Source organism: Nitrosomonas sp. (genome assembly GCF_020852615.1).
In the GTDB taxonomy this organism is placed as follows: domain Bacteria; phylum Pseudomonadota; class Gammaproteobacteria; order Burkholderiales; family Nitrosomonadaceae; genus Nitrosomonas.
Genome location: NZ_JADZAJ010000024.1, coordinates 43,308 through 66,649, shown reverse-complemented (window position 1 = coordinate 66,649; position 23,342 = coordinate 43,308). Strand labels below are relative to the sequence as shown.

General features: G+C 50.5%; 21 protein-coding genes, 1 pseudogene and 1 riboswitch. Of the genes and pseudogenes, 11 read left to right on the top strand and 11 right to left on the bottom strand.

All coding sequences use genetic code 11. The annotated features are described in order from the left end of the window. From IT527_RS06025 to IT527_RS06015, 3 genes and pseudogenes are all read left to right on the top strand, one after another. Positions 1-250: pseudogene (locus IT527_RS06025) on the top strand (RNA pseudouridine synthase); the annotation flags it as partial. Positions 251-422: 172 nt separating this feature from the next. Continuing rightward, positions 423-1,808: a type I glutamate--ammonia ligase gene (gene glnA / locus IT527_RS06020; protein WP_292967628.1), complete on the top strand. Its 1,386-nt coding sequence runs from the start codon at positions 423-425 to the stop codon at positions 1,806-1,808. Positions 1,809-1,965: 157 nt separating this feature from the next. Continuing rightward, a complete protein-coding gene (locus tag IT527_RS06015) occupies positions 1,966-2,469 on the top strand; it encodes a hypothetical protein (protein WP_292967627.1) in 504 nt (167 codons plus the stop codon). A 78-nt stretch (positions 2,470-2,547) separates the two neighbouring features. Here the strand turns inward: IT527_RS06015 and IT527_RS06010 are convergent, their stop codons facing one another. Beyond that, positions 2,548-4,734, bottom strand: a complete 2,187-nt coding sequence (locus tag IT527_RS06010) for a TonB-dependent receptor (RefSeq protein WP_292967626.1) — start codon at positions 4,732-4,734, stop codon at positions 2,548-2,550. Positions 4,735-4,935: 201 nt separating this feature from the next. Between IT527_RS06010 and IT527_RS06005 the strand changes: the two genes are divergently transcribed. The 5 genes from IT527_RS06005 to IT527_RS05985 are packed head-to-tail and all read left to right on the top strand — an operon-like array spanning position 4,936 to position 10,019. Continuing rightward, positions 4,936-5,544 (top strand): TetR/AcrR family transcriptional regulator, encoded by a 609-nt coding sequence (locus tag IT527_RS06005; protein WP_292967625.1) that lies wholly within the window; start codon positions 4,936-4,938, stop codon positions 5,542-5,544. Further along, entirely contained in the window at positions 5,541-6,692 is a 1,152-nt protein-coding gene (locus IT527_RS06000; protein WP_292967624.1) for an efflux RND transporter periplasmic adaptor subunit, read from the top strand. The genes IT527_RS06005 and IT527_RS06000 overlap by 4 nt, the downstream gene beginning before the upstream one ends. After that, the gene (locus IT527_RS05995) at positions 6,689-7,888 is read left to right on the top strand and encodes an ABC transporter permease (RefSeq protein WP_292967623.1); all 1,200 of its coding nucleotides are present in this window, start codon (positions 6,689-6,691) and stop codon (positions 7,886-7,888) included. The genes IT527_RS06000 and IT527_RS05995 overlap by 4 nt, the downstream gene beginning before the upstream one ends. A 7-nt stretch (positions 7,889-7,895) precedes the next feature. Then, positions 7,896-8,603, top strand: a complete 708-nt coding sequence (locus IT527_RS05990; protein ID WP_292967622.1) for an ABC transporter ATP-binding protein — start codon at positions 7,896-7,898, stop codon at positions 8,601-8,603. A gap of 24 nt (positions 8,604-8,627) precedes the next feature. Beyond that, on the top strand, positions 8,628-10,019 hold the full coding sequence (locus tag IT527_RS05985; protein WP_292967621.1) for a ferric reductase-like transmembrane domain-containing protein: 1,392 nt from the start codon (positions 8,628-8,630) through the stop codon (positions 10,017-10,019). A gap of 73 nt (positions 10,020-10,092) precedes the next feature. Here IT527_RS05985 and IT527_RS05980 read toward each other — a convergent pair whose 3' ends face one another. Together IT527_RS05980 and fur are read right to left on the bottom strand one after the other, a co-directional pair. Beyond that, positions 10,093-10,662, bottom strand: coding sequence for a hypothetical protein (locus tag IT527_RS05980; RefSeq protein ID WP_292967620.1), 570 nt, complete (start codon positions 10,660-10,662; stop codon positions 10,093-10,095). 52 nt (positions 10,663-10,714) lie between these two features. Further along, complete coding sequence (fur, locus tag IT527_RS05975) at positions 10,715-11,155, bottom strand: ferric iron uptake transcriptional regulator (protein ID WP_292967619.1); 441 nt, start codon at positions 11,153-11,155, stop codon at positions 10,715-10,717. Positions 11,156-11,367: 212 nt separating this feature from the next. Between fur and IT527_RS05970 the strand changes: the two genes are divergently transcribed. Genes IT527_RS05970 through IT527_RS05960 form a run of 3 tightly spaced genes read left to right on the top strand, consistent with a single transcriptional unit; the run spans position 11,368 to position 13,468 of the window. Continuing rightward, positions 11,368-11,856: an outer membrane protein assembly factor BamE gene (locus IT527_RS05970; RefSeq protein WP_292967618.1), complete on the top strand. Its 489-nt coding sequence runs from the start codon at positions 11,368-11,370 to the stop codon at positions 11,854-11,856. Further along, positions 11,853-12,659: a 4-hydroxy-tetrahydrodipicolinate reductase gene (dapB, locus tag IT527_RS05965; protein WP_292967617.1), complete on the top strand. Its 807-nt coding sequence runs from the start codon at positions 11,853-11,855 to the stop codon at positions 12,657-12,659. The genes IT527_RS05970 and dapB overlap by 4 nt, the downstream gene beginning before the upstream one ends. 8 nt (positions 12,660-12,667) lie before the next feature. Next, positions 12,668-13,468, top strand: coding sequence for a symmetrical bis(5'-nucleosyl)-tetraphosphatase (locus IT527_RS05960; protein ID WP_292967616.1), 801 nt, complete (start codon positions 12,668-12,670; stop codon positions 13,466-13,468). Here the strand turns inward: IT527_RS05960 and IT527_RS05955 are convergent. From IT527_RS05955 to nhaC, 8 genes are all read right to left on the bottom strand, one after another. Continuing rightward, positions 13,416-14,222, bottom strand: coding sequence for a lysophospholipid acyltransferase family protein (locus IT527_RS05955; RefSeq protein ID WP_292967615.1), 807 nt, complete (start codon positions 14,220-14,222; stop codon positions 13,416-13,418). The two genes, IT527_RS05960 and IT527_RS05955, sit on opposite strands and share 53 nt — an antisense overlap. Before the next feature lie 168 nt (positions 14,223-14,390). Further along, positions 14,391-15,326, bottom strand: a complete 936-nt coding sequence (locus IT527_RS05950; protein ID WP_292967614.1) for a carbohydrate kinase family protein — start codon at positions 15,324-15,326, stop codon at positions 14,391-14,393. Positions 15,327-15,357: 31 nt separating this feature from the next. Continuing rightward, entirely contained in the window at positions 15,358-16,809 is a 1,452-nt protein-coding gene (gene gcvPB, locus IT527_RS05945; protein WP_292967613.1) for an aminomethyl-transferring glycine dehydrogenase subunit GcvPB, read from the bottom strand. A 66-nt stretch (positions 16,810-16,875) separates the two neighbouring features. Beyond that, the gene (gene gcvPA, locus IT527_RS05940) at positions 16,876-18,234 is read right to left on the bottom strand and encodes an aminomethyl-transferring glycine dehydrogenase subunit GcvPA (protein WP_292967612.1); all 1,359 of its coding nucleotides are present in this window, start codon (positions 18,232-18,234) and stop codon (positions 16,876-16,878) included. Positions 18,235-18,298: 64 nt separating this feature from the next. Beyond that, positions 18,299-18,688, bottom strand: a complete 390-nt coding sequence (gcvH, locus tag IT527_RS05935; RefSeq protein ID WP_292967611.1) for a glycine cleavage system protein GcvH — start codon at positions 18,686-18,688, stop codon at positions 18,299-18,301. Between the two features lie 77 nt (positions 18,689-18,765). Beyond that, on the bottom strand, positions 18,766-19,845 hold the full coding sequence (gene gcvT, locus IT527_RS05930; RefSeq protein WP_292967610.1) for a glycine cleavage system aminomethyltransferase GcvT: 1,080 nt from the start codon (positions 19,843-19,845) through the stop codon (positions 18,766-18,768). A gap of 91 nt (positions 19,846-19,936) precedes the next feature. Further along, a riboswitch (glycine riboswitch) is annotated at positions 19,937-20,035 on the bottom strand. A 332-nt stretch (positions 20,036-20,367) separates the two neighbouring features. Further along, positions 20,368-21,171 carry a carbonic anhydrase family protein gene (locus tag IT527_RS05925; RefSeq protein WP_292967609.1) on the bottom strand — a complete coding sequence of 268 codons (804 nt, stop codon included), beginning with the start codon at positions 21,169-21,171 and terminating at the stop codon, positions 20,368-20,370. Positions 21,172-21,770: 599 nt separating this feature from the next. Further along, positions 21,771-23,189, bottom strand: coding sequence for a Na+/H+ antiporter NhaC (gene nhaC, locus IT527_RS05920; RefSeq protein ID WP_292967608.1), 1,419 nt, complete (start codon positions 23,187-23,189; stop codon positions 21,771-21,773). Positions 23,190-23,342 lie beyond the last annotated feature (153 nt).

Below are 23,342 nucleotides of genomic sequence, written 5' to 3'. Positions count from 1 at the left end.
CCAGATACGCGTTCACCTGATGTCCATTGGCTACCCGCTCGCGGGAGATCCGGTGTACGGCAAACCTTCTCCTGACCCGTCAGCAGCCCGCATAATCGCACAGCTGCCAAGGCAGGCGCTGCATGCCAGGCAGCTTGAGCTGATGCACCCCCACGACAGGAAAATTATGCAGTGGGATTCCCCTCTGCCGGATGACATGGCGGATTTATTGCAGGCGGTACGCAATGATCCATTGTTAAAACAAGGATAAACCACAGTTTTTTGCCTGAAATAAAACGATTGGCCTATTTATTCACAGCCGGCCCGACGGTACAATATCAACCTTCGCACCCATACACTCGTTCTAACCGTTCCACAAGCATCCTCCCAAGTAAACGAAACCCCTTTCTGGAGAAAAAACCGTGACAGCTGATGTGTTAAAAATGATTCAGGATCATGAAGTCAAGTTCGTTGATCTGCGCTTTACCGATACCAACGGCAAAGAACATCATGTCACGATTCCTGCACATACTTTCGATGCCGATAAATTTGAGGATGGCCATGCGTTTGATGGTTCATCGATTGCCGGCTGGAAAAATATTCACGCATCTGACATGTTGCTGATGCCTGATCCTGACACTGCCGCACTGGATCCGTTTATGGAAGAAACCACGCTGCTGCTGACCTGTGATGTTGTTGACCCCGCAGACGGCCAGGGGTACAACCGGGACCCGCGCTCACTGGCCAGGCGAGGTGAAACTTATCTGAAATCCACCGGTATCGGCGATATTGCCTATTTTGGCCCGGAGCTGGAATTTTTCATTTTCGATTCAGTCCGCTGGCATACTGATATGTCCGGCTGTTTTGTCAAAATTGAATCAGCCGAAGCGGCCTGGAGCTCCAGGAAACGTTATGAAGGAAGCAATAACGGTTACCGGCCTGCTGTCAAGGGAGGCTACATGCCGGTACCGCCGGTGGATTCCCTGCATGACATCCGTTCTGCCATGTGCATGGTGCTTGATGAACTGGGGATCCCGGTTGAGGTACACCACCATGAAGTGGCCAATGCCGGACAATGCGAGATTGGCACCCGGTTCAGCAGCCTGGTAAAGCGCGCTGACTGGAACCAGCTGATGAAATACGTTATTCATAATATTGCTGTCTCCTATGGCAAAACGGCAACGTTCATGCCCAAGCCGATCGTTGGTGACAACGGCTCCGGTATGCACGTCCATCAATCCATCTGGAAAGATGGCAAAAACCTGTTTGCCGGTAACGGTTATGCGGGCATGTCAGAAATTGCACTGTATTATATTGGCGGCATTATCCGGCACGCCAAAGCATTAAATGCCTTTGCCAACCCCGGCACCAATTCATATAAACGACTGGTAGCCGGTTATGAAGCCCCCGTCAATATCGCCTACTCTGCCAGCAACCGGTCAGCTGCAGTTCGCATCCCCTACGCCAGCAGCCCCAAACAGCGCCGTATCGAAATCCGTTTTCCGGACCCCAGTGCCAACCCTTATCTTACTTTTACAGCCCTGCTAATGGCCGGATTGGATGGTATTCAAAACAAAATTCACCCTGGCGATCCCATGGATAAGAATCTTTACGATTTACCGCCAGAAGAAGCATCGATGGTGCCCAACACCAGTGCATCACTGGAAGAGGCACTGGAAAATCTGGATCGTGACCGCGAATTCCTGATTCGTGGCAATGTATTTTCCAATGACATGATTGACGGTTTTATCAGGCTTAAATCAGAAGAAGCGGCACTGTTGCGTACTACAACGCACCCCGTCGAATTTGCTTTGTACTACAGCCTGTAAAAAACCCGCTTTTATCAGCGTTTATTCACAGATCACCCCCTTGTAACCTGGCTTAAAATCTGGCCTGCTCCAAATCGGGTTTTGCGTTTCTCACAACGGATTGTGAAACGCGGAATCCGGTTTGAGATTGTTCAATTTAGTAAATGGGGGATTATCCATGAAAAGAGCTCGCTGTACCATCCTGCTGACTGGAATCCTGTCGCTCGGATTTCCCATTATCAGCATTGCTGCTGACATCCACAAACTGGTAGACAATCACGGCCGGGTTATTTTCACCAATGATCCCGCCAGGGGCATCAGACAAATTCAGCCACTTAAATCCGGTTCATCCGGTTCAACAGCCTCATCATACAAACACCATTCCCGCACTGGATCGATTACCATCGCCACAACCGGGGAATATCCCAAAGTCAGTAAATTTCAGCAGGACCAGCGAGACAGCAAGCGTCGGCAAATACTTGCACAAGAGCTCGTTAATGAAACCAGGCTGCTGGAAGATGCAATGAAAACGATCAGTCTGACACAACAAAAAACGAAGAAATATTCACCCAGTCACCCGTATTTTGCGTCAGATCACTTCGATATACTGCAGTTGCGCAATCAGGCAGCTGCACACGAACGCAATATCGAGGCACTTGAAATGGAGCTTCGCAACCTCTGATATACGAACGGGTTTCAGATAAACCGCTTATCCGAAACCCGTTTTCGCTACAGCGCCATTAACCTGACCTGATAATTATCAGAACTTGATGTTCAGCCCCGCATAAACGGAACGCCCCATTCCGGGGACAGCAATCCCGTAAGGAATACCGTTGATACCCATGGTCGTTCCCTGCCCGGTATAGGCTCCTCCAAGCGGTAAAGCATAGAGACGGTCAAACAGATTCTCCACACCCAGATCGACACGGACATTCTTCCATGTATAGCTGGTGCGCAAATGTGTCAGGAAATAGCTTCCTGTATTGATTTCATTACGTACCGAGGAAACATCACTTTTGCGGGCAACGCCAACCAGTTCAATGGCATTGCTCCAGCCGCCGTACTGATGGGTGAACGTTAACTTACCGTTAAGTGGCATGATGTTGTACAGATCATCCCCCGTTTTCTTGTTTTCCCCACGGGTATAGTTCATCAGGCCACGCACACCAAACTCACCCAGACCGGTTTTTGCCAGCACGGCACGACCGGAAAGATCCACTCCATAAAGATGTGCGGAGTGATTGGCATATTGCAGGACAACGAACTGACTGTTCGTGGTTGCTCCGGGAATCCGGATTGCATCCACGTAGTCATCCACATAAGTGAAGTAAGGTGTGGCTTTCACTTCCCATTCACGTTCAGCTGCATGCAGGTCAACAGTAAAGGAGGCGGTATAAGCCTTCTCCGGTTTCAGATCCATGTTGCCAACGTAACCGTTACCATCACCAACAAAATTATTCATGATGGCAGCCATGCCCCAGGTAGACCAGGTATAGCGTTCGTAAAGATTGGGCGTGCGTACCTTGCGAGCCAGACCCAGCTCAAGATCAAGCATATTATTCGGTGTGTAACGCGCCAGTGCTGTCAGATCAACATTGTCATCTTTGCGTTTATGGCCACGGGTATTGAAGGACCTGGTATCAGGGATCTGGTTACCCATCATGTTGCCGTAACCGTGAACATTGCCCGCATCCGTTTCCAGATGTTCATACCGCGCGCCCAGCAGTGTGGTCCACTGTGGGCCAAAATGTCTTTCCCACTCAGCAAAGAAACCCAGCCGGTCACGCTTGCCGTCATTGATATTCTGAAAGGTCAGCGGCGACATGCCACCGGTACCTGATGCCGGCCAGAAATCATCCAGTGTGTAATGCTGGTAGAGTGCTCCGACACGCAACAGATCATCACGAGTCAGTTCAACATCACTCTTCAGATTGAAACCCAGTGTGCGGCCGCGGCTGTACATCGGCATACCATTGACCGCCGTACCGTAGACAAGCTGTTTGTCATCACCAAAGTTCATGTAGTGATCGACTGCCTCATAGTAAACACGACTATCAAGCGTTCCCCAGTTGTACTGGCCAAGATAGCGCACGTTTATCCGCTTCTGTTCGTTATCCAGCATATCCATACGCTGATTGGGATAAAACTGGTACGGTACATTCTGGTACCCCAGCTTTGCTTCCAGCAGATGATTGTCCGCCCGCAGCGCAATACCCACGGTATGTGTCAGACTTTTATAGGCAGTGGAACCCACTTCGTCCAGCGGAAGCGTATGCCCGGGCCGCCCGGTTGCGGTAGTTGTTTTGAAATTGCCGCCGGCTTTGTAGTTATCCGCCGTGGTAATCGCCCCTGAATAATTGATGCTGAAAAATTCATTGGCCAGTGTTGCAGACAGATTCCCGCCAATGGCATTGTTGTTGCTGCGGTAGAAAGAGCCGACTTCACCTTTGATCAGTGAGCGCTGGCCGGGTGCAGCAAATTGTGGTGCAGCCGTTTCCGCAACAATCGTACCGCCAATGCTGTCTCCCCCCACACTGACTGGCGAGATGCCGGCATATACCTTTATTTTCGCAACATTACCCGGGTCAAGATAGGACAGCGGCGGATTCATATGATTGGCACAGGAAGAAATAAAATCCATGCCATCAACCGTGATACGCAGGCGATCATCCGCCAGACCATGAATTACCGGCAGACTGGAAACCCCTCCCGCTCCATAAAGATGCACTCCCGGCACATCCCGCAACAGAGAAGCGGTATCACGGGTAATGGCATGCTGGGCAGCAATTTCGGCTGATCCGATCTCCTCAGGCGCGGCCGCGTCACGAATCTTGCCGGTTTTAACTACCACCTCATTCAAGGTGGTCTGTGCCAATGCCTGTTGCACAGCAAAGAAAGATAAAGCTGCAGCTATCGCTGATACGAATGGAGTAATGCAATATTTCATAACCCTTCCGAATCTCCTGTTCTGGTGTGTAATCGAACACGGATTTTGCCGGTTTCAGCAGAGGAAAGGAATGTGACAAATTGTCGCAGCAACCCCGGATGATCCGGGTAATCAAAAGAAGCAGTTCAAAAGCCGGTTGACTTTTTCACACTTCAATTTAAGATAGTAATTAATTACTATCTTTTATAAGGTTGCCTGTTTATGGATCCTCATTCCAAATATCTCTCAGCCGATGAACGACGAGAAGTCACCGTAGAGGCTGTTGTTGAGCTGGCAAGCTCGCAAAATCCCAGTGAAATTACCACTGCAGCCATCGCCAGACACATGAACCTGACGCAGGGGGCATTGTTCCGGCACTTTCCAAACAAGGAAGCCATCTGGGAAGCCGTCATGAAATGGGTAGTCGAACATCTGCTGCAGCGGATTGATCATTCCGTTCAGGGCATTACATCACCGCTAGCCGCCATGGAAGCCATGTTCATGAGTCATATTGAATTCGTGGCGGACTATCCCGGAGTTCCAAGGATGATGTTTGGCGAACTGCAGCGCGCGGAAGCAACGCCGGCCAAACAGCTTGTACAGCTTCTGATCAGGCGGTACGGAGAACGTTTGCAGCGGCTCATTGAAAACGGCAAAGCCTGTGGTGAATTATCACCTTTCCTGGACAGCGAAGCTGCAACCATGCTGTTTATCGGAACAATCCAGGGGCTTGTCATGCAATCCATGCTGGCGGGTGAAGTTGCACACATCCGCCGTGATGCTCCGGGTGTTTTTGCCATCTATTGCCGCGGTATCCGGAAGGTATCATGAAATTTCCACCTCTGCAGCGGCGCACGCTGGCATTGCTCACAGTCATCACATTACTCCTGACCCTGTTTGTATATATCGCCCTGCAATCCGGGCCGCTGGCTCCTGTTGCGGTCACAGTCACCACAGTAAAATCAAGAAGCATCATCCCTGCCCTGTCCGGGATTGGAACAGTACAGGCACGCTACACCTACAAGATCGGGCCGGTTCTGGCGGGGCGTGTTAAGCATCTGAATGCAGATGTGGGAGATATGGTTCAGGCAGGGCAAACGCTGGGCGAGATGGACCCGGTTGATCTGGACGACCGCATCCGCGCACAGGAAGCCGCCATCAAAAGTGCTGAAGCTGATTTGCATCAGGCACAAGCCAGACAACACCATGCGCAAGCGCAGCTGAAACGCTATGAAAAGCTGTTACCCGCCCGCGGCACCAGCGAAGAAAGTGTTGCCATCAAACGGGAAGAACTGGCAGTCACCAAAGCAGCAACTGTGGCGGCACGCGAGAACCTTGGCCGTGCACACGCTGATTTACAGGCGTTACACACACAGCGCGGCGACCTCAGGCTGGTCACACCTGTAACAGGTCTGGTAACCAGACGGGCGGTGGATCCCGGTACGACACTGGTAACAGGCCAGCCGGCGGTTGAAGTCATTGATACTGCACACCTGTGGATTGATACCCGCTTCGATCAGATTAACGCCCAGGGATTGGCTCCGGGATTGCCCGCCCAATTTATACTGCGTTCGCAGCAAACACAAAGTATTGCCGGGCACGTGCTGCGGGTTGAGCCACTGGCTGACACGGTCACAGAAGAAACCCTGGCAAAGATCATTTTTACCATGCCACCCTCACCGTTGCCGCCGGTAGGCGAACTGGCCGAAGTGACAGTCTACCTGCCGGAATTGCCCGCTGCACCAGCCATTCCCAATGCGGCCATTCACATCAGGGACGGGGTGCCTGGTGTCTGGAAGCTGGTCGATGGCAAACCTGAGTTCGCCAGGATAGAACCGGGACAGACTGATCTCGATGGCCATATCCAGATCAGACACGGGCTGGAGGTCGGCGATCAACTGATCGTCCACAGTGAAAAAATGCTCACTGCCTTGAGCCGGATCCGCATAGAAAAACAGATTCCCGGTGTGGCGCCATGATTAACCTGGCAGCACGCGATATTCTGCATAATTGGGGCAAGTTCATTTTTACCGGTATCGGCCTCGGACTTCTCATTGGTGTAACCCTGACCATGGCAGGTGTCTATCGCGGCCTGGTGGATGATGGCAGGATTTTGATCGATACCAGCGGTGCCGATCTGTGGGTGGTACAGCAGAATACCCTTGGCCCCTATGCCGAGCCTTCCAGTCTCCCCGATGATTTATGGCGCAGCATCCGTACCATTCCCGGTGTGGCACAGGCAGCCAATGTCACGTATCTGACCATGCAAGTCAGAAAAAAGGATGAAGATGTCAGGGTAATGGTGGCGGGTATCGCAGCAGGCGGCCCCGGAACACCGGGGTGGCCACCTCATCTTGTTGCCGGCAGACAGATTACACGCGGCCATTACGAGGCTGTGGCAGATATTGCCACCGGCTTCAGGCCGGGTGATCGCCTGAAAATCCGCCGCAACCACTACACTGTAGTTGGCCTGACTCGCCGGATGGTCTCATCCAGTGGTGATCCGATGGTTTTCATTTCACTCAAGGACGCACAGGAAGCACAATTCCTCAAGGATAATGATGCCATTCTGATGCAAAGACGCCGCATCAGGACTGATCCGGCATTTTCTCTTCCCGGAAAACCGGATTTGCCGGAGGCAGTGATCGCTTTGCAAACCGCCAACAACTACGTCAACGCGATACTGGTGCGCATCTATCCCGGATTCGCACTGGAGGAGGTCGCTGAATCCATTCGGCGCTGGAAACGGTTAACGGTGTATAACCGGGCACAAATGGAAGCTATTCTGGTCGGTAAGCTGATTGCCACCTCCGCCGAGCAGATCGGCCTGTTTCTGATCATCCTGGCCATCGTCAGTGCGGCTATCGTGGCCTTCATCATCTATACCCTGACCATGGACAAAATCCGTGAGATCGCTGTACTCAAGCTGATCGGTACACGTAATCGCACCATCGCCGGCATGATTCTGCAGCAATCTCTGATACTGGGGGTGATCGGGTTTGTCGTCGGCAAAATTTCAGCCACCTTCGCTGCCCCTCTGTTTCCCAAATATGTGCTGCTGATACCGGTTGACTCCATACTGGGATTCCTGGCCGTACTGGCCATTTGCATCCTTTCCAGTATCGTTGCCATCCGCATGGCACTCAAGATCGACCCGGCAGAAGCAATCGGATAAACCTGACATGAGCAATAGAGGAATTCGCATCGAAAATTTGAGTAAGCACTTCGGTAAAGGCGATACTGCTGTACTCGCACTCAAAAATATCAATATGCAGGTCGCCCCTGGCGAAGTAGTCGGACTGATTGGCCCATCCGGTTCAGGCAAGAGTACGCTGCTTAAATGCCTCGGTGCGGTGATCGATCCCACCTCCGGACGCGTGGTTCTGGATGATGAAATTATCTTTGACGACGGCTGGAAACAGCATGATCTGCGCGCGTTACGTCGTGACAAAATTGGTTTCGTATTCCAGGCACCCTACCTGATTCCATTCCTGGATGCGACTGACAATGTTGCACTTTTGCCAATGCTGGCCGGTATGAGTGACGATGAAGCACGTAAACATGCCATGGAATTACTCACTGCACTGGATGTACAGCATCGCGCCCGTGCCATGCCGGCACAACTGTCCGGTGGCGAGCAACAGCGCGTGGCCATTGCACGGGGGCTGGTCAACCGTCCTCCTGTCATTCTGGCTGACGAACCCACTGCCCCGCTGGATTCACAACGTACCCTGGCGGTAATCCGCATACTTAACACAATGGCCCGGCGATTTGAAACCGCTGTTATCGTTGTGACACATGATGAAAAAATTATTCCAACCTTCAAGCGTATCTACCATATCCGCGATGGCGTGACTCATGAGGAAGCAGGTGAAGGGCGAAGTGACTGACAATCCGTCAGGTTAAGGACAGCTATGCATCGTCTCAAACAGATTTTCTGGGGAATACTTGTTATTCCTGTACTCCTGTGGCTGATTGCCGAACCCGCCGCATTGCAATCAGCGACTTTTTTCAGCTTGCGCAAGCTGATGGTGCAGTTGACAGGTATTGTCACCATCAGCAGCATGAGTGCGGCCATGGTACTCGCGCTGCGCCTGCACCGTCCGGAAGCCTGGCTGGGCGGTCTCGACAAGATGTACCGTTTACATAAATGGCTTGGAATCTCGGTTCTGGTGACAGCCACTCTCCACTGGCTGTGGGCAGGAGGAACAAAGCTGGCCATGGATTGGGGCTGGCTGGAGCAATCTGTTCGCGGTTTCGGGCACAACCGGGGATGGGCGGCGCATTCTGGCTGTAACGAAGGGGCCGGTTTCGGGAACGATTTCGCAACCCTCTTCTCGATCCGGCATTGTCTTGCCGAAGAAGCCGGTAAATGGATTTTCTGCGTGACTGTTGTGCTGATCGCACTGGCACTGATCAGGCGTTTTCCTTACCACCTGTTCTACAAAACGCACCGTCTGCTGGCAGTGTGTTATCTCGTACTGGTATTTCACACAGTTATACTCCTGAAACACAGCTACTGGCTCTCTCCTGTCGGTGGACTGGTAGCCGTATTACTTGTTTTCGGCATTTGGGCTGCCATTGTGGTGCTGCTGCGCAAGGTCGGTGCAAAACGGCAAGTGCAGGGAAAAATTACCTCTCTGCATTATTTCCCGGGGGTAAAAGCGCTGGAAATTGAAACTGAAGTAACCGGCTGGCCCGGCCACAAACCAGGGCAGTTTCTTTTTGCCACGACGGATGCTGCCGAAGGTGCTCACCCTTACACGATTGCATCCGGCTGGCAGGCGGAAAATTCCAGAATTACTTTTATTACCAAAGCGCTGGGTGATCACACTTCCCAACTGCACGAAAAACTTCAGCCGGGGCAACCTGTCAGGATCGAAGGGCCTTATGGCTGTTTCACGTTTAGTGATACTTGTCGCCGTCAGATCTGGGTCGGCGGCGGTATCGGCATCACGCCTTTCATCGCACGTATGAAGCAACTGGCGTTATCCGGAGAGAAACAGACCCGGCCCGAGAACCAGCAATATGATCTGTTTCACAGTACCGCAGATATTGATGAGAAGGCGCTCAATAAACTGGCGGAAGATGCCCGATCTTCAAATGTCCGGCTGCATGTGCTGATTGATGCTCGTGACGGCTATCTGACCGGTGAACGTATCCGGGCGGAAATTCCCGAATGGCGCGAGGCAAGTATCTGGTTTTGCGGGCCTGCCGGATTTGGTGAAGTATTAAAGAAAGATTTTGCTGCACACGGTTTTCCCGCAGAACAGCATTTTCATCAGGAACTCTTTTTAATGCGATAGGAGATACGGGGAGAATTTCCATTCAATCTGTTGATACTAATCCGGCTCTGATACAACGCCGGGAAACCAGTTATCAGTCGTCAATCAGCACATGACCAAGCCAGGCAAAGATTCCGATGGCAATACCGGTAACAAACTGGGCGTGTACCAGATAAGAAAATTTCTTGAGTTCTGCAGTCGAAAAACGCAGCGTGAGAAATAATCCGAAAACACCCTGCCAGATTACCAGGCCCAACAGGGCGGGAAAGAAAAGAATATGGCTGTAGCGCGAGAAATCCATCATGAATATATGCAGCAAAATTACTGCTACCGCGGCAATTCCAAAATAAATATGTGTCCGGTTCAGCCAGGCCAGCAGTTGATTCAGTGCTGAAGATCCAACAGGAGAGACATAATCCGGCAGCAGGCGTTGCGCCAGTTTTCCCTGGCCCAGTATCAGCTTGAGCAGGGTGCGGCAATAGATGAAGATCAGCAGCCACATGCCTGCCTCCCCCAGTTTTTTGCCGATTTTGGTGAGAAAAGTTTTGTGCTCTTCCGGAATCGTCTGCGCAGTATAGGCATAGATGTAATACGCCACGGAAACCAGCAGGACAATCACCGTGTAAATCAGTATGCCGCGTATATTTTTGATCGTTTGTTGCATATCAGTGGCCGGAAGATAATAAGCAGCTGCATTAACCTAATAATACAGCCGGTTATTTGCGATGAGGGCAATTTTCCTTGGTACAGTCCGCATACAGTGACAAAGAGTGCTCCTGCAGCACAAATCCGCGTTCCCTGGCCACCTTCGCCTGTCGTTTCTCGATTTCAGGATCGTAGAATTCTTCCACCCGGCCACACTGCAGACATACCAGATGATCATGGTGGTTATCGCTGGCCAGTTCAAACACTGCCTTGCCACTTTCAAAATGATGGCGTTCCAGCAGACCGGCCTGTTCAAACTGAGTCAACACACGATATACCGTTGCCAGACCAATATCCTCCCCTCCGCTCAGCAACTCCTTATACACATCTTCTGCCGAAAGATGCCGGATGGCACTGTTTTCAAACAGGTTCAATATTTTCAGACGTGGAAGGGTTGTCTTCAACCCCATTGTTTTAAGATCAATGTTTCTCAAATTTTCCGACTTGCTCATAAATTATTTACCCAGAAATATTTGCTGTATCTGTGAGACAATTCACCCGATTCGGGCCTGCTGCACAACACGTCACATTACTGCAATAAAATCCCGTAATTCGCCACGATAATACGTATTACAGTCATTTTTTGTTTACATTTTACCTTGAACCGGGTAGCTGATCGCTCATAGTATCCTATCCCGGACAGATTGAAAAATATTGACCTGGTATGCACGCATTTCTCCTACGACTGTTACTGCTATTACTGCTTCTTCCTCTGACATACTGCACTTATCTCCCCTCATTACCCTATAAAATCGACATCCGGCAGGGAAATTTTGTAACGGATGAAATGGTGGCCAGGCTAAAACCGGGAATGACGCGCTCCCAGGTACGGTTTACATTGGGTACACCTCTGGTGATAGATGTATTTCATGCAGACCGGTGGGATTACATTTATCGCACAGCGCCAGGCGGACGATTGGCAGAGGAAAAAAAACTGACCGTTTTTTTCAGAGATGACCGTTTATCACATATTCAGGGTGATTTTCCGCTACCCCCGGCTTTTACTGAATCTTCTCCACCTGCTCCCGCTTCCGAAGAATCATTCGGATTTATTCCTGAGGCTGGCAGCAATATGAACGAGGAAGCTGATAAAAAAGGAACTGTAGATTTTCTCAGGGAAAATAAAACAAATCTCTACAAGGATAATCAATGACATCATTAAACATCGCTGTTGCCGGCAGTACCGGTCGCATGGGCCGGACAATTCTGGAAACCATTGCTGAAGCAAATGATTTGCGATTATCTGCCGCACTGGAACAACCTGACAATCCTTACCTGTCGCAAGATATTGGCAATTTAACCGGAACTCCCCCGGGCGTGGCGATCAGCAGCAACTATGCCTCTGCACTGGCCGGCAGCGATGTGCTGATTGACTTCACGCGCCCGGCCGGCACCCTGTCACATCTGGCAGCATGCCGTAAATTAGGTGTCAGAATGGTCATCGGCACAACCGGGTTCTCATCAGAAGAAAAAGAAATCATCCATGAGGCATCCAGAGATATCGCCATCGTGCTCGCTCCCAACATGAGTGTGGGCGTAAACCTGCTGTTCAGATTACTCGAGATTGCGACAAAAGCATTGCCTGAGGGTTACGATATTGAAATCATCGAAGCACATCACCGCCATAAGGTAGATGCCCCCTCCGGCACAGCACTGCGCATGGGTGAGGTGATTGCACAGGCCCAAGGCAAGGACCTAAGCAAGGTTGCGATTTACGGGCGTGAAGGCAATACCGGTGAACGCTCCCCGGATACGATCGGATTCTCGACCATTCGTGGCGGAGATATTGTGGGTGATCACACAGCATTATTCGCTGGGGTGGGCGAGCGCCTGGAAATTACCCACAAAGCCAGCAGCCGTAAAACCTTTGCTGCAGGCGCATTGCATGCCGCCCGTTTTCTTGCCGCCAAAAAATCCGGGCTGTTCGACATGCAGGATGTGTTGGGCCTGCGCTGATTTTCACAATGGCAACCTATGCAATCGGTGACCTGCAAGGCTGCCACCGGCACTTTCTTGAACTGCTTGATCTAACCGGTTTCAATCCCACCCGTGACAGGTTATGGCTGGTGGGTGACATCGTTAACCGCGGGCCGGATTCTCTCTCATTACTGCGCACCCTGATGGAACTGGGCGATGCCGCTACAGTGGTACTGGGTAATCACGATCTTCACCTTTTAGCCATTGCAGCAGGCTCTGCCAGTCAGCGTCGTGGTGATACCCTGCAATCAGTTCTGGAGGCTCCCGACAGCAAGGATCTGCTTGAATGGCTAAAACAGCAGCGATTGTTTTATCACGAAGATGGCTATGCACTGGTTCACGCCGGCCTGCTACCTGACTGGGATACTGAACAGGCGGTAGACTTGGCGCTGGAAGTGGAAACAATTATTCGCAGTGGCCAGTTCCAAACCTTTTCCCGTTCAATGTATGGCAACGAACCTGATTGCTGGCACAATGCCCTGCGTGGAGAGGATCGCTGGCGCGTCATCATCAATGCCATGACCCGCATGCGTGTCTGCACACCGGAAGGCAGAATGAATTTTGCCTGTAAAGAAGGGGTATCCGCTATTCCAAATGGTTTACTGCCCTGGTTTGAAATCCCCCGGCGTGCCAGCAGGAACACAACCATTGTATTCGGGCACTGGTCTGCGCTGGGGTTATATCTGACTCCCAATCTGATTGCTCTGGATACGGGCTGCGTCTGGCGGGGGCATCTTACATCCGTTCGACTGGAAGATCGGAAGGTATTTCAGGTGCCATGTGCCTGATATTAAGCGATAACGTCCGTGCAATCGCCTTTTCTGCCAGTCGTGCAAGTTCACGGCGATTTCTGTCAGCACCGGAAACAGGCTCTTTGAAAATCAGTTCCACCCGAATCTCCGGTTCCGCCAGTATCTGTATCAGGGATTGCAGCATCGTTACACTGACGTAAGCAACACTCGAATTCCGTGAACCATCACAACTGCTGTATCGGATAGCAACCGGATAAAGCAGCGTCCGGGTTGTAACAGCAGGCTGCAGTAAAGAGGCATGAAAATGCCGCAGCACATCCCCATCGCCGGTTGTACCTTCGGGAAATATCACCACTGAATGTCCGCTCTTTAAAACACCAGCTATTTGCTGGTTGATACGCAATGTATCGTTGCGTTTTTCCCGTTCAATAAACAGGGTTCCGGCATTCCTGCACAACCTCCCCAGTACGGGCCAGGTGCTGATTTCTGCTTTAGCGACGAAACGTACCGGGTATACGGCCAGAATAGCCACGATATCCAGCCATGAAATATGATTTGCAACCAGAATGGCACCTTGCCGGTCGCAGACGGGTAAGGTGCCGCTCAACGACAGCTTTATATTGAGAATTCGAAGAAATTTCCGCGCCCAGTTACTGGCCATCCGATTCTGGCGGGTTGCACTGATATACGGGAGAACGAACGACTGCAGCAACCCGGAAGTAATATGCAGGATCAGCCTGATGAACCGGACAGCTCTGGTGGTTAGCCTGGCAACGCCAGTTACAGCCATGGTCAGTAAAAAACGATTATTCTGAAAAAATCAGGTTGAGCGGATCTGTTCCATGCACTATGTGCACTCTTCAGGACAGATACCTGCCTGGCATTGTGTGATAGTTTGCGAACGTCGCCTGGAACTATCCTCTATCCGTTGCCAGGCACTAATTCAGACTGGATCAGACTAGAAAATATGGCTGCCAAAAGCTTCAAAGTAATGCTGACCAATCTCTTCACGCTGATACTGATGATTTTGGCCCCCCCGGTGAGCAATCTTGAGTGTTCCCATCAGCGACGCAAGCTGGCCGGTAGCTTGCCAATCCATATTCTGGGCAATACCATAAAGTATTCCGGCGCGGTAGGCATCCCCGCAACCGGTTGGATCAGTCACTTTCTGCGGACGCACAGCAGGAATCTGAAATTGCTTTCCCTGAGCATAAATGACTGAACCTTCCGCACCTTTGGTCTCAATCAGTGCCTCAACCAGTGTGGCCAGTTTGCTCAGTGTATACCCTGTGACCGACTGCAGCAGCTGTGCTTCATAGTCATTGACTGCCACATAATCAGCTTTTTCAATGAAATCGATCAGCTCATCTCCATTGAACATGGGTAATCCCTGGCCGGGATCAAATATAAAAGGAATGCCGGCTTCATGAAATTCACGCGCATGCGCAAGCATTCCTTCCCGGCCGTCCGGGGCAACAATACCAAGGCTGATGCCGGTAGCATCCTTCACATTATTCTGGTGTGAAAAATTCATTGCGCCCGGATGAAAAGCCGTGATCTGGTTGTCATCCAGGTCAGTAGTAATAAATGCCTGTGCCGTAAAGGTGCCCGGTACCTGACGGATATGAGTCTGAGCTAACCCGAGCTTCTCCAGTCTGTAGGTGTAGGGCTGAAAATCATCCCCAACGGTTGCCATTATCAATGGCTTACCATCCAGCATCTTCAGGTTGTAGGCAATATTTGCCGCACAACCGCCAAATTCCCGTCGCATTTCCGGCACCAGAAATGCGACATTCAGAACGTGAATTTTTTCCGGGAGAATATGGCGTTTGAAGCGATCTTCAAACACCATGATGGTATCGTAAGCAATGGAGCCGCAGATTAGCGTATGCATATCAGTCCAGGATTATTGTGCAGATATTGGATCAGCCTGCCGGATTCCAGACCAGATCAAGTTCACGGGCAGCTTTGACATCATCAATCTTGCGCAGCGGCATATCGTGTGGAGCAGCCTTGACCATATCCGGCTGTGCAGCAATCTCATCCAGAATCTCCTTCATTGCAGCAACGAAGTGATCCAGTGTTTCCTTGGATTCAGTTTCAGCCGGCTCAATCAGTAAACATTCCGGCACCAGTAACGGAAAATAGACGGTTGGTGCATGAAAACCCTTATCAAGCAGGCGCTTGGCCAGATGCATTGCACTCACTCCGGTCTTGTCCTTGATTTCCTTCATAGTGACGATGAATTCATGACTGGCGCGCCGGTTGGGATAGGCAATCTCAAAACCCAGTTTGCGCAACTCTGCCATCAGATAGTTGGCATTGAGCGTTGCATACTCGGAAATACGGAGCATCCCCCCTGCCCCCAGCAGCCTGACGTAGATATAGGCACGCAGTAATACCCCGGCATTTCCCATGTGGGCAGATAAACGCCCGATAGTCTGAGGACGATCCTTCTCCGTCAACCAGCGATAGGTGCCCTGTTCGTATGCCACAATTGGTATCGGCAAATAAGGCAGCAGGCGCTCAGCCACACCGACGGGTGCTGCACCAGGCCCACCACCTCCATGAGGCGTCGAGAAAGTTTTATGCAGATTCATATGAATCACATCAAATCCCATATCACCCGGCTTCACTTTACCCAGTACGGCATTAAGGTTGGCGCCATCGTAATACAGCAGCCCCCCCGCTTCGTGCACGATCCGGCTCATTTCCGCCACTTTTTTCTCAAACACCCCCAGAGTGGAAGGGTTGGTCAGCATCAAACCCGCCGTTCTGGGGCCAACTGCTGCTTTCAGGGCTTCCATGTCCACATCACCATCGCGATTGGTCGGGATTTCAATGACCTTATAGCCACACATGACGGCGGTAGCGGGATTGGTACCGTGCGCAGCATCCGGGATAATGATCTCAGTACGCCCGGTGTCTCCGTGAGCTTCGTGGTAGGCACGAATCATCGTAATACCAATCAGTTCACCCTGCGCACCCGCCATCGATGTCAGGCTGACCGCCGACATACCCGTGACATCTTTTAATATTTCCTGCAGTTCATACATACAGGCCAGAAAACCCTGCCCCGTATCTTCAGGAGCCAGCGGATGACGTGACAGGAATTGCGGCAGCATGGCCAGAGAGTTACAGGCACGCGGGTTATATTTCATGGTGCAGGAGCCAAGCGGGTAAAACTCCGTATCTATCGAGAAGTTTTTCTGGGACAGACGGGTATAGTGGCGCACCGTATCCATTTCAGAAACTTCAGGCAATAAGGGAACGGTTTTGCGCTTCAGATTATCCGGGATATTGTTTTTGGCAGGCCGGGTTGCCGGTGCCTGAGAATAATTCAGACGATTCTTACGGGAATGTTCGAATATCAGCATGTTTTATCTTATATGGATGAATTTATTCAGTACAGTAATATAACGCTACTCCAGCCTGATCTGATTTCAGACACCAGTCAGCGCCTCCTGCAGCATTTCAGTGTATTTGTCCAGATCCTCGGCTGTTTTGGTTTCAGTAGCACAAACCAGCAGTGTATTTTTCAAGTCCGGGTAGTAATTCTCAAGCAACACCCCTCCAAGCACACCTTGTGCTTTGAGTTTATTCAGAACTTTATCAGCCGGCACAGACAGCTGGAGCACCGCTTCATGGAAGAATGGACTGTTAAACGCTTTTTTCACACCAGGTAATTTTTCCAGCTGTTCGATCAGAGACAGTGTATTTGCATGAGATTGTGCGGCAACCCGGTACAAACCCTCTGGTCCCAGCAATGACATATAGATTGTAGCCGCTGTTACCATCAGTCCCTGATTGGTACAGATATTGGAAGTTGCTTTCGAACGACGGATATGTTGCTCCCTCGCCTGCAATGTCAGCGCAAACCCCTCTTTCCCTTCCAGATCAGTAGTTCGCCCGATAATACGCCCGGGCATTTGCCGCACGAGCTCCTGCTTGCAGGCCATGAATCCAAAGTATGGCCCGCCACTGGAAAGCGGGATTCCTAAAGGCTGACCCTCTCCGATTGCAATATCTGCTCCCCGGTGCCCCCATTCTCCAGGTGGTTTGAGCATGGCAAGTGAAGTTGGATTAACCACCGCGATCGCCAGGGACTGCTTGTCGTGCGCCCAGTCTGTCAGTGCGTCAACCTGCTCGAGCACACCAAAAAAATTGGGTTGTGGAATCACCAGCGCCGCAAATTCTTCCCGTGCAAACTGGTCAAGTTTATCCATAGCTACCTGCCCGGTGGCCGGATCATATGGCACCTCAACCACTTCAATCGCCTGATTCCTGACAATGGTGCGTGCCACCCTGCGATAAATCGGGTGCACTGTCTGAGGAATCAGAATGCGCCTGGAAGTCTTGTGCTGACGCACTGCCATCAGAGCGGCTTCAGCCAATGCTGATGCACCGTCATACAGACTGGCGTTGGAAACATCCATACCTGTCAGTGAGGCCATCATGGTCTGGTATTCATACAGCAACTGCAATGTACCCTGACTGGCTTCCGCCTGATAAGGCGTGTAGGAAGAATAGAACTCGCCCCGGGTTGTTATCTGCCAGACGGCTGCCGGAATATGGTGTTCATAGGCCCCCGCACCAATAAAGCTGAGATAAAACCCATCTTGCTGTGCTCGTTCGTGCATGAGGCGTGAAATTTCCATTTCACTCAAACCGGGTGGTACCCGAGTCAATTTTCCCGTCTTGAGTTCAGCAGGAATTTCATCGAATAATTCATCAATAGATTTAGCGCCAATGCTGGCAAGCATCTCGGCGACATCTTCTTCTGTATGGGGAATAAATGGCATGATTGGCTATAATTTATCCAGAAAAACTATAAAAGTGATAGTTGCAGCGATACCGCCAGCACCCTTAGTGTGCTTCGCTATCCAGTAACTTCTGATAACCACCGGCATCAAGCAAACCACCGATTTCATCAGCACTGGCCGGCTTAAGTCTGAACAACCACGCCGCATAGCAATCCTCGTTTATTTTTTCCGGAGAAGATTCCACATCAGTATTGGCTGCAATGACTTCACCACCAACCGGAGCATAAATATCAGATGCTGCCTTGACAGATTCCACCACGGCACAATCTTCACGCTGAGCCAGTGTACGTCCCACATCCGGCAATTGAACAAACACCATATCCCCCAGCAATTCCTGGGCGTGCTGAGTAATACCCACTGTTACACTGCCGTCTGCCTCCAATCTGACCCACTCATGCGATTCTGTATATTTCAGTTCTGCTGGAACGCTCATTTATCTGTACTCCCCAAACTTAATATTTAAAAAATAATCACGCTGAATTCGTTGTGACTTCAGCAAAAAATCAAACCTCAAACCAGTACCTGGCCGTTACGCACAAAGGGATATTTAACAACTTTTGCAGCAAGCTGCTTATCCCGTACGACAACGTGAACCTGATCACCCGCAGCCACCCCGACTGGAATACGCGCCAGCGCGATTGACTGATTCATGGTTGGAGAAAATCCGCCGCTGGTAATTTCCCCCTCCCCCTGTCGGGCAATCACTTTCTGATGGCTGCGTAACACCCCTTTATCCAGCAGTACCAGGCCGGCCAGCTGCTGACTGACCGGTTGCGCCTGCAATGCCTGTTTACCGATAAAGTCACGCTCACTTTTAAGGTCTACCGTCCATGCAAGCCCTGATTCAAGCGGGCCAACAGTTTCACTCATGTCCTGCCCATAGAGATTCATCCCCGCCTCCAGACGCAGGGTATCACGTGCACCCAGTCCGGCTGGAGCAACACCTGCAGCATGCAGCTTCTGCCAGAAATCAGCAGCCTGACCGGCAGGTAACGTAATTTCAAAACCATCCTCACCGGTGTAACCGGTACGCGCGATGAAATAATCACCAAGTTCTACTGATTGGAATGGTTTCAGATTTTCTGTAACTACCTGAGAACCAGGGATAACAGCCCACACTTTTGCGCGAGCATTAGGCCCCTGTACGGCGATCATGGCAAGATCACGACGCGGGGTAATGGTCAGATCGGGTGCAAGCTGGTGAGCTTGTGAGGTAATCCAGTCGATATCCTTATCTGCCGTACCGGCGTTTACCACCAGACGGAACCAGGATTCAGACAGAAAATAAATGATCAGGTCATCAATAATTCCGCCGGCAGGATTCAGCATGCAGGTGTAGAGCGCCTTGCCCGGAACAGTCAGCTTATCGACATTATTGGCTACTAATCCACGCAGAAACTGGCGCACATTCTCACCGCGCATATCAACTGCCAGCATATGAGATACGTCAAACATGCCGGCATCACGCCTGACAATATGGTGTTCATCCAGCTGTGAACCATAATGCAAAGGCATATCCCAGCCGCCAAAATCTACCATCTTGGCATTCATGGCCCGGTGAGCGGCGTTTAAAGGAGTTGTTTTAAGCATTTATTCTCTCTAAAAAGTAAAAGGGGTGTTATTTATCTGCACAACCTGCATTCGTTCAATACTGCTCATAACGAAACCGCTGACAAACAGTAACTTCCCCTCTGTCCTTTTACCTGAGAGTTTTACGGTTTATTTTCCGCATGCCCCTTCGGTGGCTGACATCGCTTCAGCACTCTCCAGATTGCCAATCACAAGCAGTTACTCAAGCCTTACGGCCACACCTGAGCGATTCCGGGGGGTTACGCCTTCGGTGACACTGTGTGCTACACAACAGCGCACTCTCCTGCCTGGATAAATTATTAGCAGGTCGCACTATACCCTAGCCGGCGAGGTTAAGACAAGGCAAAGCAAGATCGAAAAAAACGTAAAAAGAAGCCCTGCCCCGGATTGGATTACCTGACAGTTACCCGACCGGCGGGTAAGCAGAAAATGTACTGGAACCAGGCAAATCCATATAAAAAGAAGTCTCCCCGGACATAGAAATACACCGGGGAGAAATCATCATACCTGGCTCAAAACAGATTAGTGATGATTGGACAGTATCGATCTTTCGTTCAGGTTCTGCGTTGATCTGGCATTACCACTGTAGAAAGTTTTCATTTGCGCCAGCTGGGCAGCTGAAATTGTGATTGATTTGGTCAGAATGTACCACTGCACCCCCTCGCTGCAAGGTGGCGTTGTCAGAGAGCCCGCCAGGGTCAGATACTTCAGGTTGTCTGTATTTGCCCCTGAAGGCAGTAATTTTGCCGGATTGAACTTAATTCCGGAAGTTGAATTTGCTTCACCGTAGTTATGCGGCATATTGTCAAGAATAGTCTGAAATGCTGCATTTTCCCTGCCTATATCAATAGCCACACCCAGCACCGCAATCCGCCCGTCTTTACTGATATGTACGAAATGCAACTCTGCCGGGAATTTCTTGCCTTTAAAAACATGCTCACTTGGTTCATGAAAATGCAACTGAACCAGCGGAAGCAGTTCCTTGCCAACCTTCAGCCCACCCGTAAAATTCTTGGAAACATTAACTTGTATGGCGTGTCCGGTATTAAAAAATGAAGGTGTATCAACGCCATATCGTGCTGCAAGTTTATTCAGCTTCGAATCTACAATCTTCACATCTGCCAGATCGACAGGTGACTGATGCTTGCCAATACCACATTCTGCGTATGGATAATTTAACGGTACGGCCGTTTGCGCAGTATCTTCAATCGCCCCCCAGTCGGATTCTTCATCATAAGACCAGTGGGGCGAAGCAGATACAGCAAAGCCCGCATAACCTGCAAGCATTATTGAAGCAACCAGATTTGCCAACATTTTTGTTTTCATAAATCAGCTCCAGTTAAATAAGTTATTGGATTAACAAGTATGTTTTCTGCAATAGTCAATCATCAAAGATTGTTTGTCCAAGCTGGTTTCTTGCGGGGGCTGCGGCTCAGCTGTTTTCTTCCCTGCTTCGATCCGTGCCGGCTGCTCATTCCCGGTCCGTGCACTCCCGGCCTGATCAGTCTCTGATAACAGCTCGGGCTGATCCCTCTCCGATTCAGCAAAACAGGAAATACTTAAACTCAGTACAGCTATCAAGAAAAGCTTAATATGCATTGTCTTTCTCCTCTCACTTCGTACGTAAATCACATTCACCTGTTACCCGGAATGCATGTTCAGATTATCACGAGATAAATGGAAAAAGATCAGAAAATGATTACTCATCAAGCACTGCTCTCGATTAAGTCAATCCGATAAAAACACAGGCAGGATAGATAAACGACAGAAAGATTTTGTGAACCTGGCGCAGCACATGGTGATGTATCTGACTGGAATGGTTTAACCCGGTTGAAGAATCGCCCGATCAGACTGCAGCTCTTGTAAATGAATGAGCAGCCGTTTATGGATCCCCGGACTCACTTCCTGCATGCGTTCCATGTCAGTTAATGATTCGGGCGCAACAACCCGATACCCAGCGTCGCCATCACGACTGATACCAGCGGATTCAGCAGATTAAGTAAAGCATACCCGGCATAGTCCAGTGTTGGGACTCCCAAAGTTGCCGCATAGAAGACACCGGCAGTTGTCCATGGAATAAGACCGGTCGTCAATGTTGAGCCTTCTTCAACAGAGCGTGACAAAACAGCCGGATCCAGATTTTTTTCCTGATAAACCCGCCTGAACAGCTGGCAACTCAGGATAATCGAGATATATGCCTCTCCCATGACCAGATTGCCAGCCAGACCCGATGTAATAGTAGCCGCAATCAGCGTACCGGCCCGATTGATCGGTGCAATCAATTTCATCAGCAACACTCTCAAGAACCCGGTATGGTGCAAAATGCCGCCCAGTGCCAATGCCATGACGGACAGCAACAGAGTCCAGGCCATGCTGAACAAACCACCACGCCCAAGTAACTCATCAATGCCGGCAATACCGGTATTGCCCGGTGAGTTCTGCCATAAAGCATTAATCACATCGATAACATTTCTGTCCTGGTATACCACGGCAATCACCAGTGCCAGCAATATGCTGCACGTCATACTGACTTCAGCAGCATGACGCCTGACACTCATACCAAGCATCACCAGCAGTGGCAGCAAGGTGACTGCTCCGTTCACCCGGAAGGAATCTGCCAAAGCACTGCGAATCTCGGTCAGGTGTTCTTGCGGCAGATGATGATCTCCATATCGCAGGCCCCATACGACAAAAATACTCAAGACAATCATAAATGTGGGGAGGGTGGTGTACAGCATCGAACCGATATGCCGGTACAGATTCGTACCGGCACTCATCGCTGCCAGATTAGTGGTATCGGATATGGGCGACAGTTTGTCACCAAACGTTGCACCAGACACGATCATACCGGCCACCAGCGGCAGCGGAATACCCATGGCACTACCGATCCCGATCAGCACAACACCAATGGTGCCGGCAGTTCCCCAGGAAGTTCCGGTCGCAACCGACATCAGGCTGCACAATATGAATCCGGCTGCCAGGAACAGTGCAGGATCGAGCCAGTCGAGGCCAAAATACAGCAAGCTTGCAATGGTGCCGCTTTGCATAAAACTGGCAATCACCATACCGATCAGCATAAAAATATAAATTGCCGGCAGTGCTCTGGTAATACCTTCATCCATCATGCCGCGAATGGCAATAAACGGATAACCCAGGCGGCGCGCATGCAATCCGGTCCAAACCAGTGCCAGAAAAATCAGCACATGCAGGCTGATCTGAAACATAAACAAACCCAGGGCAATCAGCAGTAGCACCCCTGTAAAACAAACAGCCGACTGCCAGAAAGAAGGTAGTGGTAATACAGCCGGTAACGCTTCTATCGCTGCTTTCTCATTTGCTGTCATTATCAGGACTCTGTAACACTGCAGTTACCCGAAGAAAGATTCACCAGCCTGTTTTCCCCCGGACCTGCTTTCGGGATCAGAGATAATAATTTTAAAAACTGGAATTCGTTACCTCCAGTTTTCATGATATAACGCTGCAAAGTTAACAGGCCC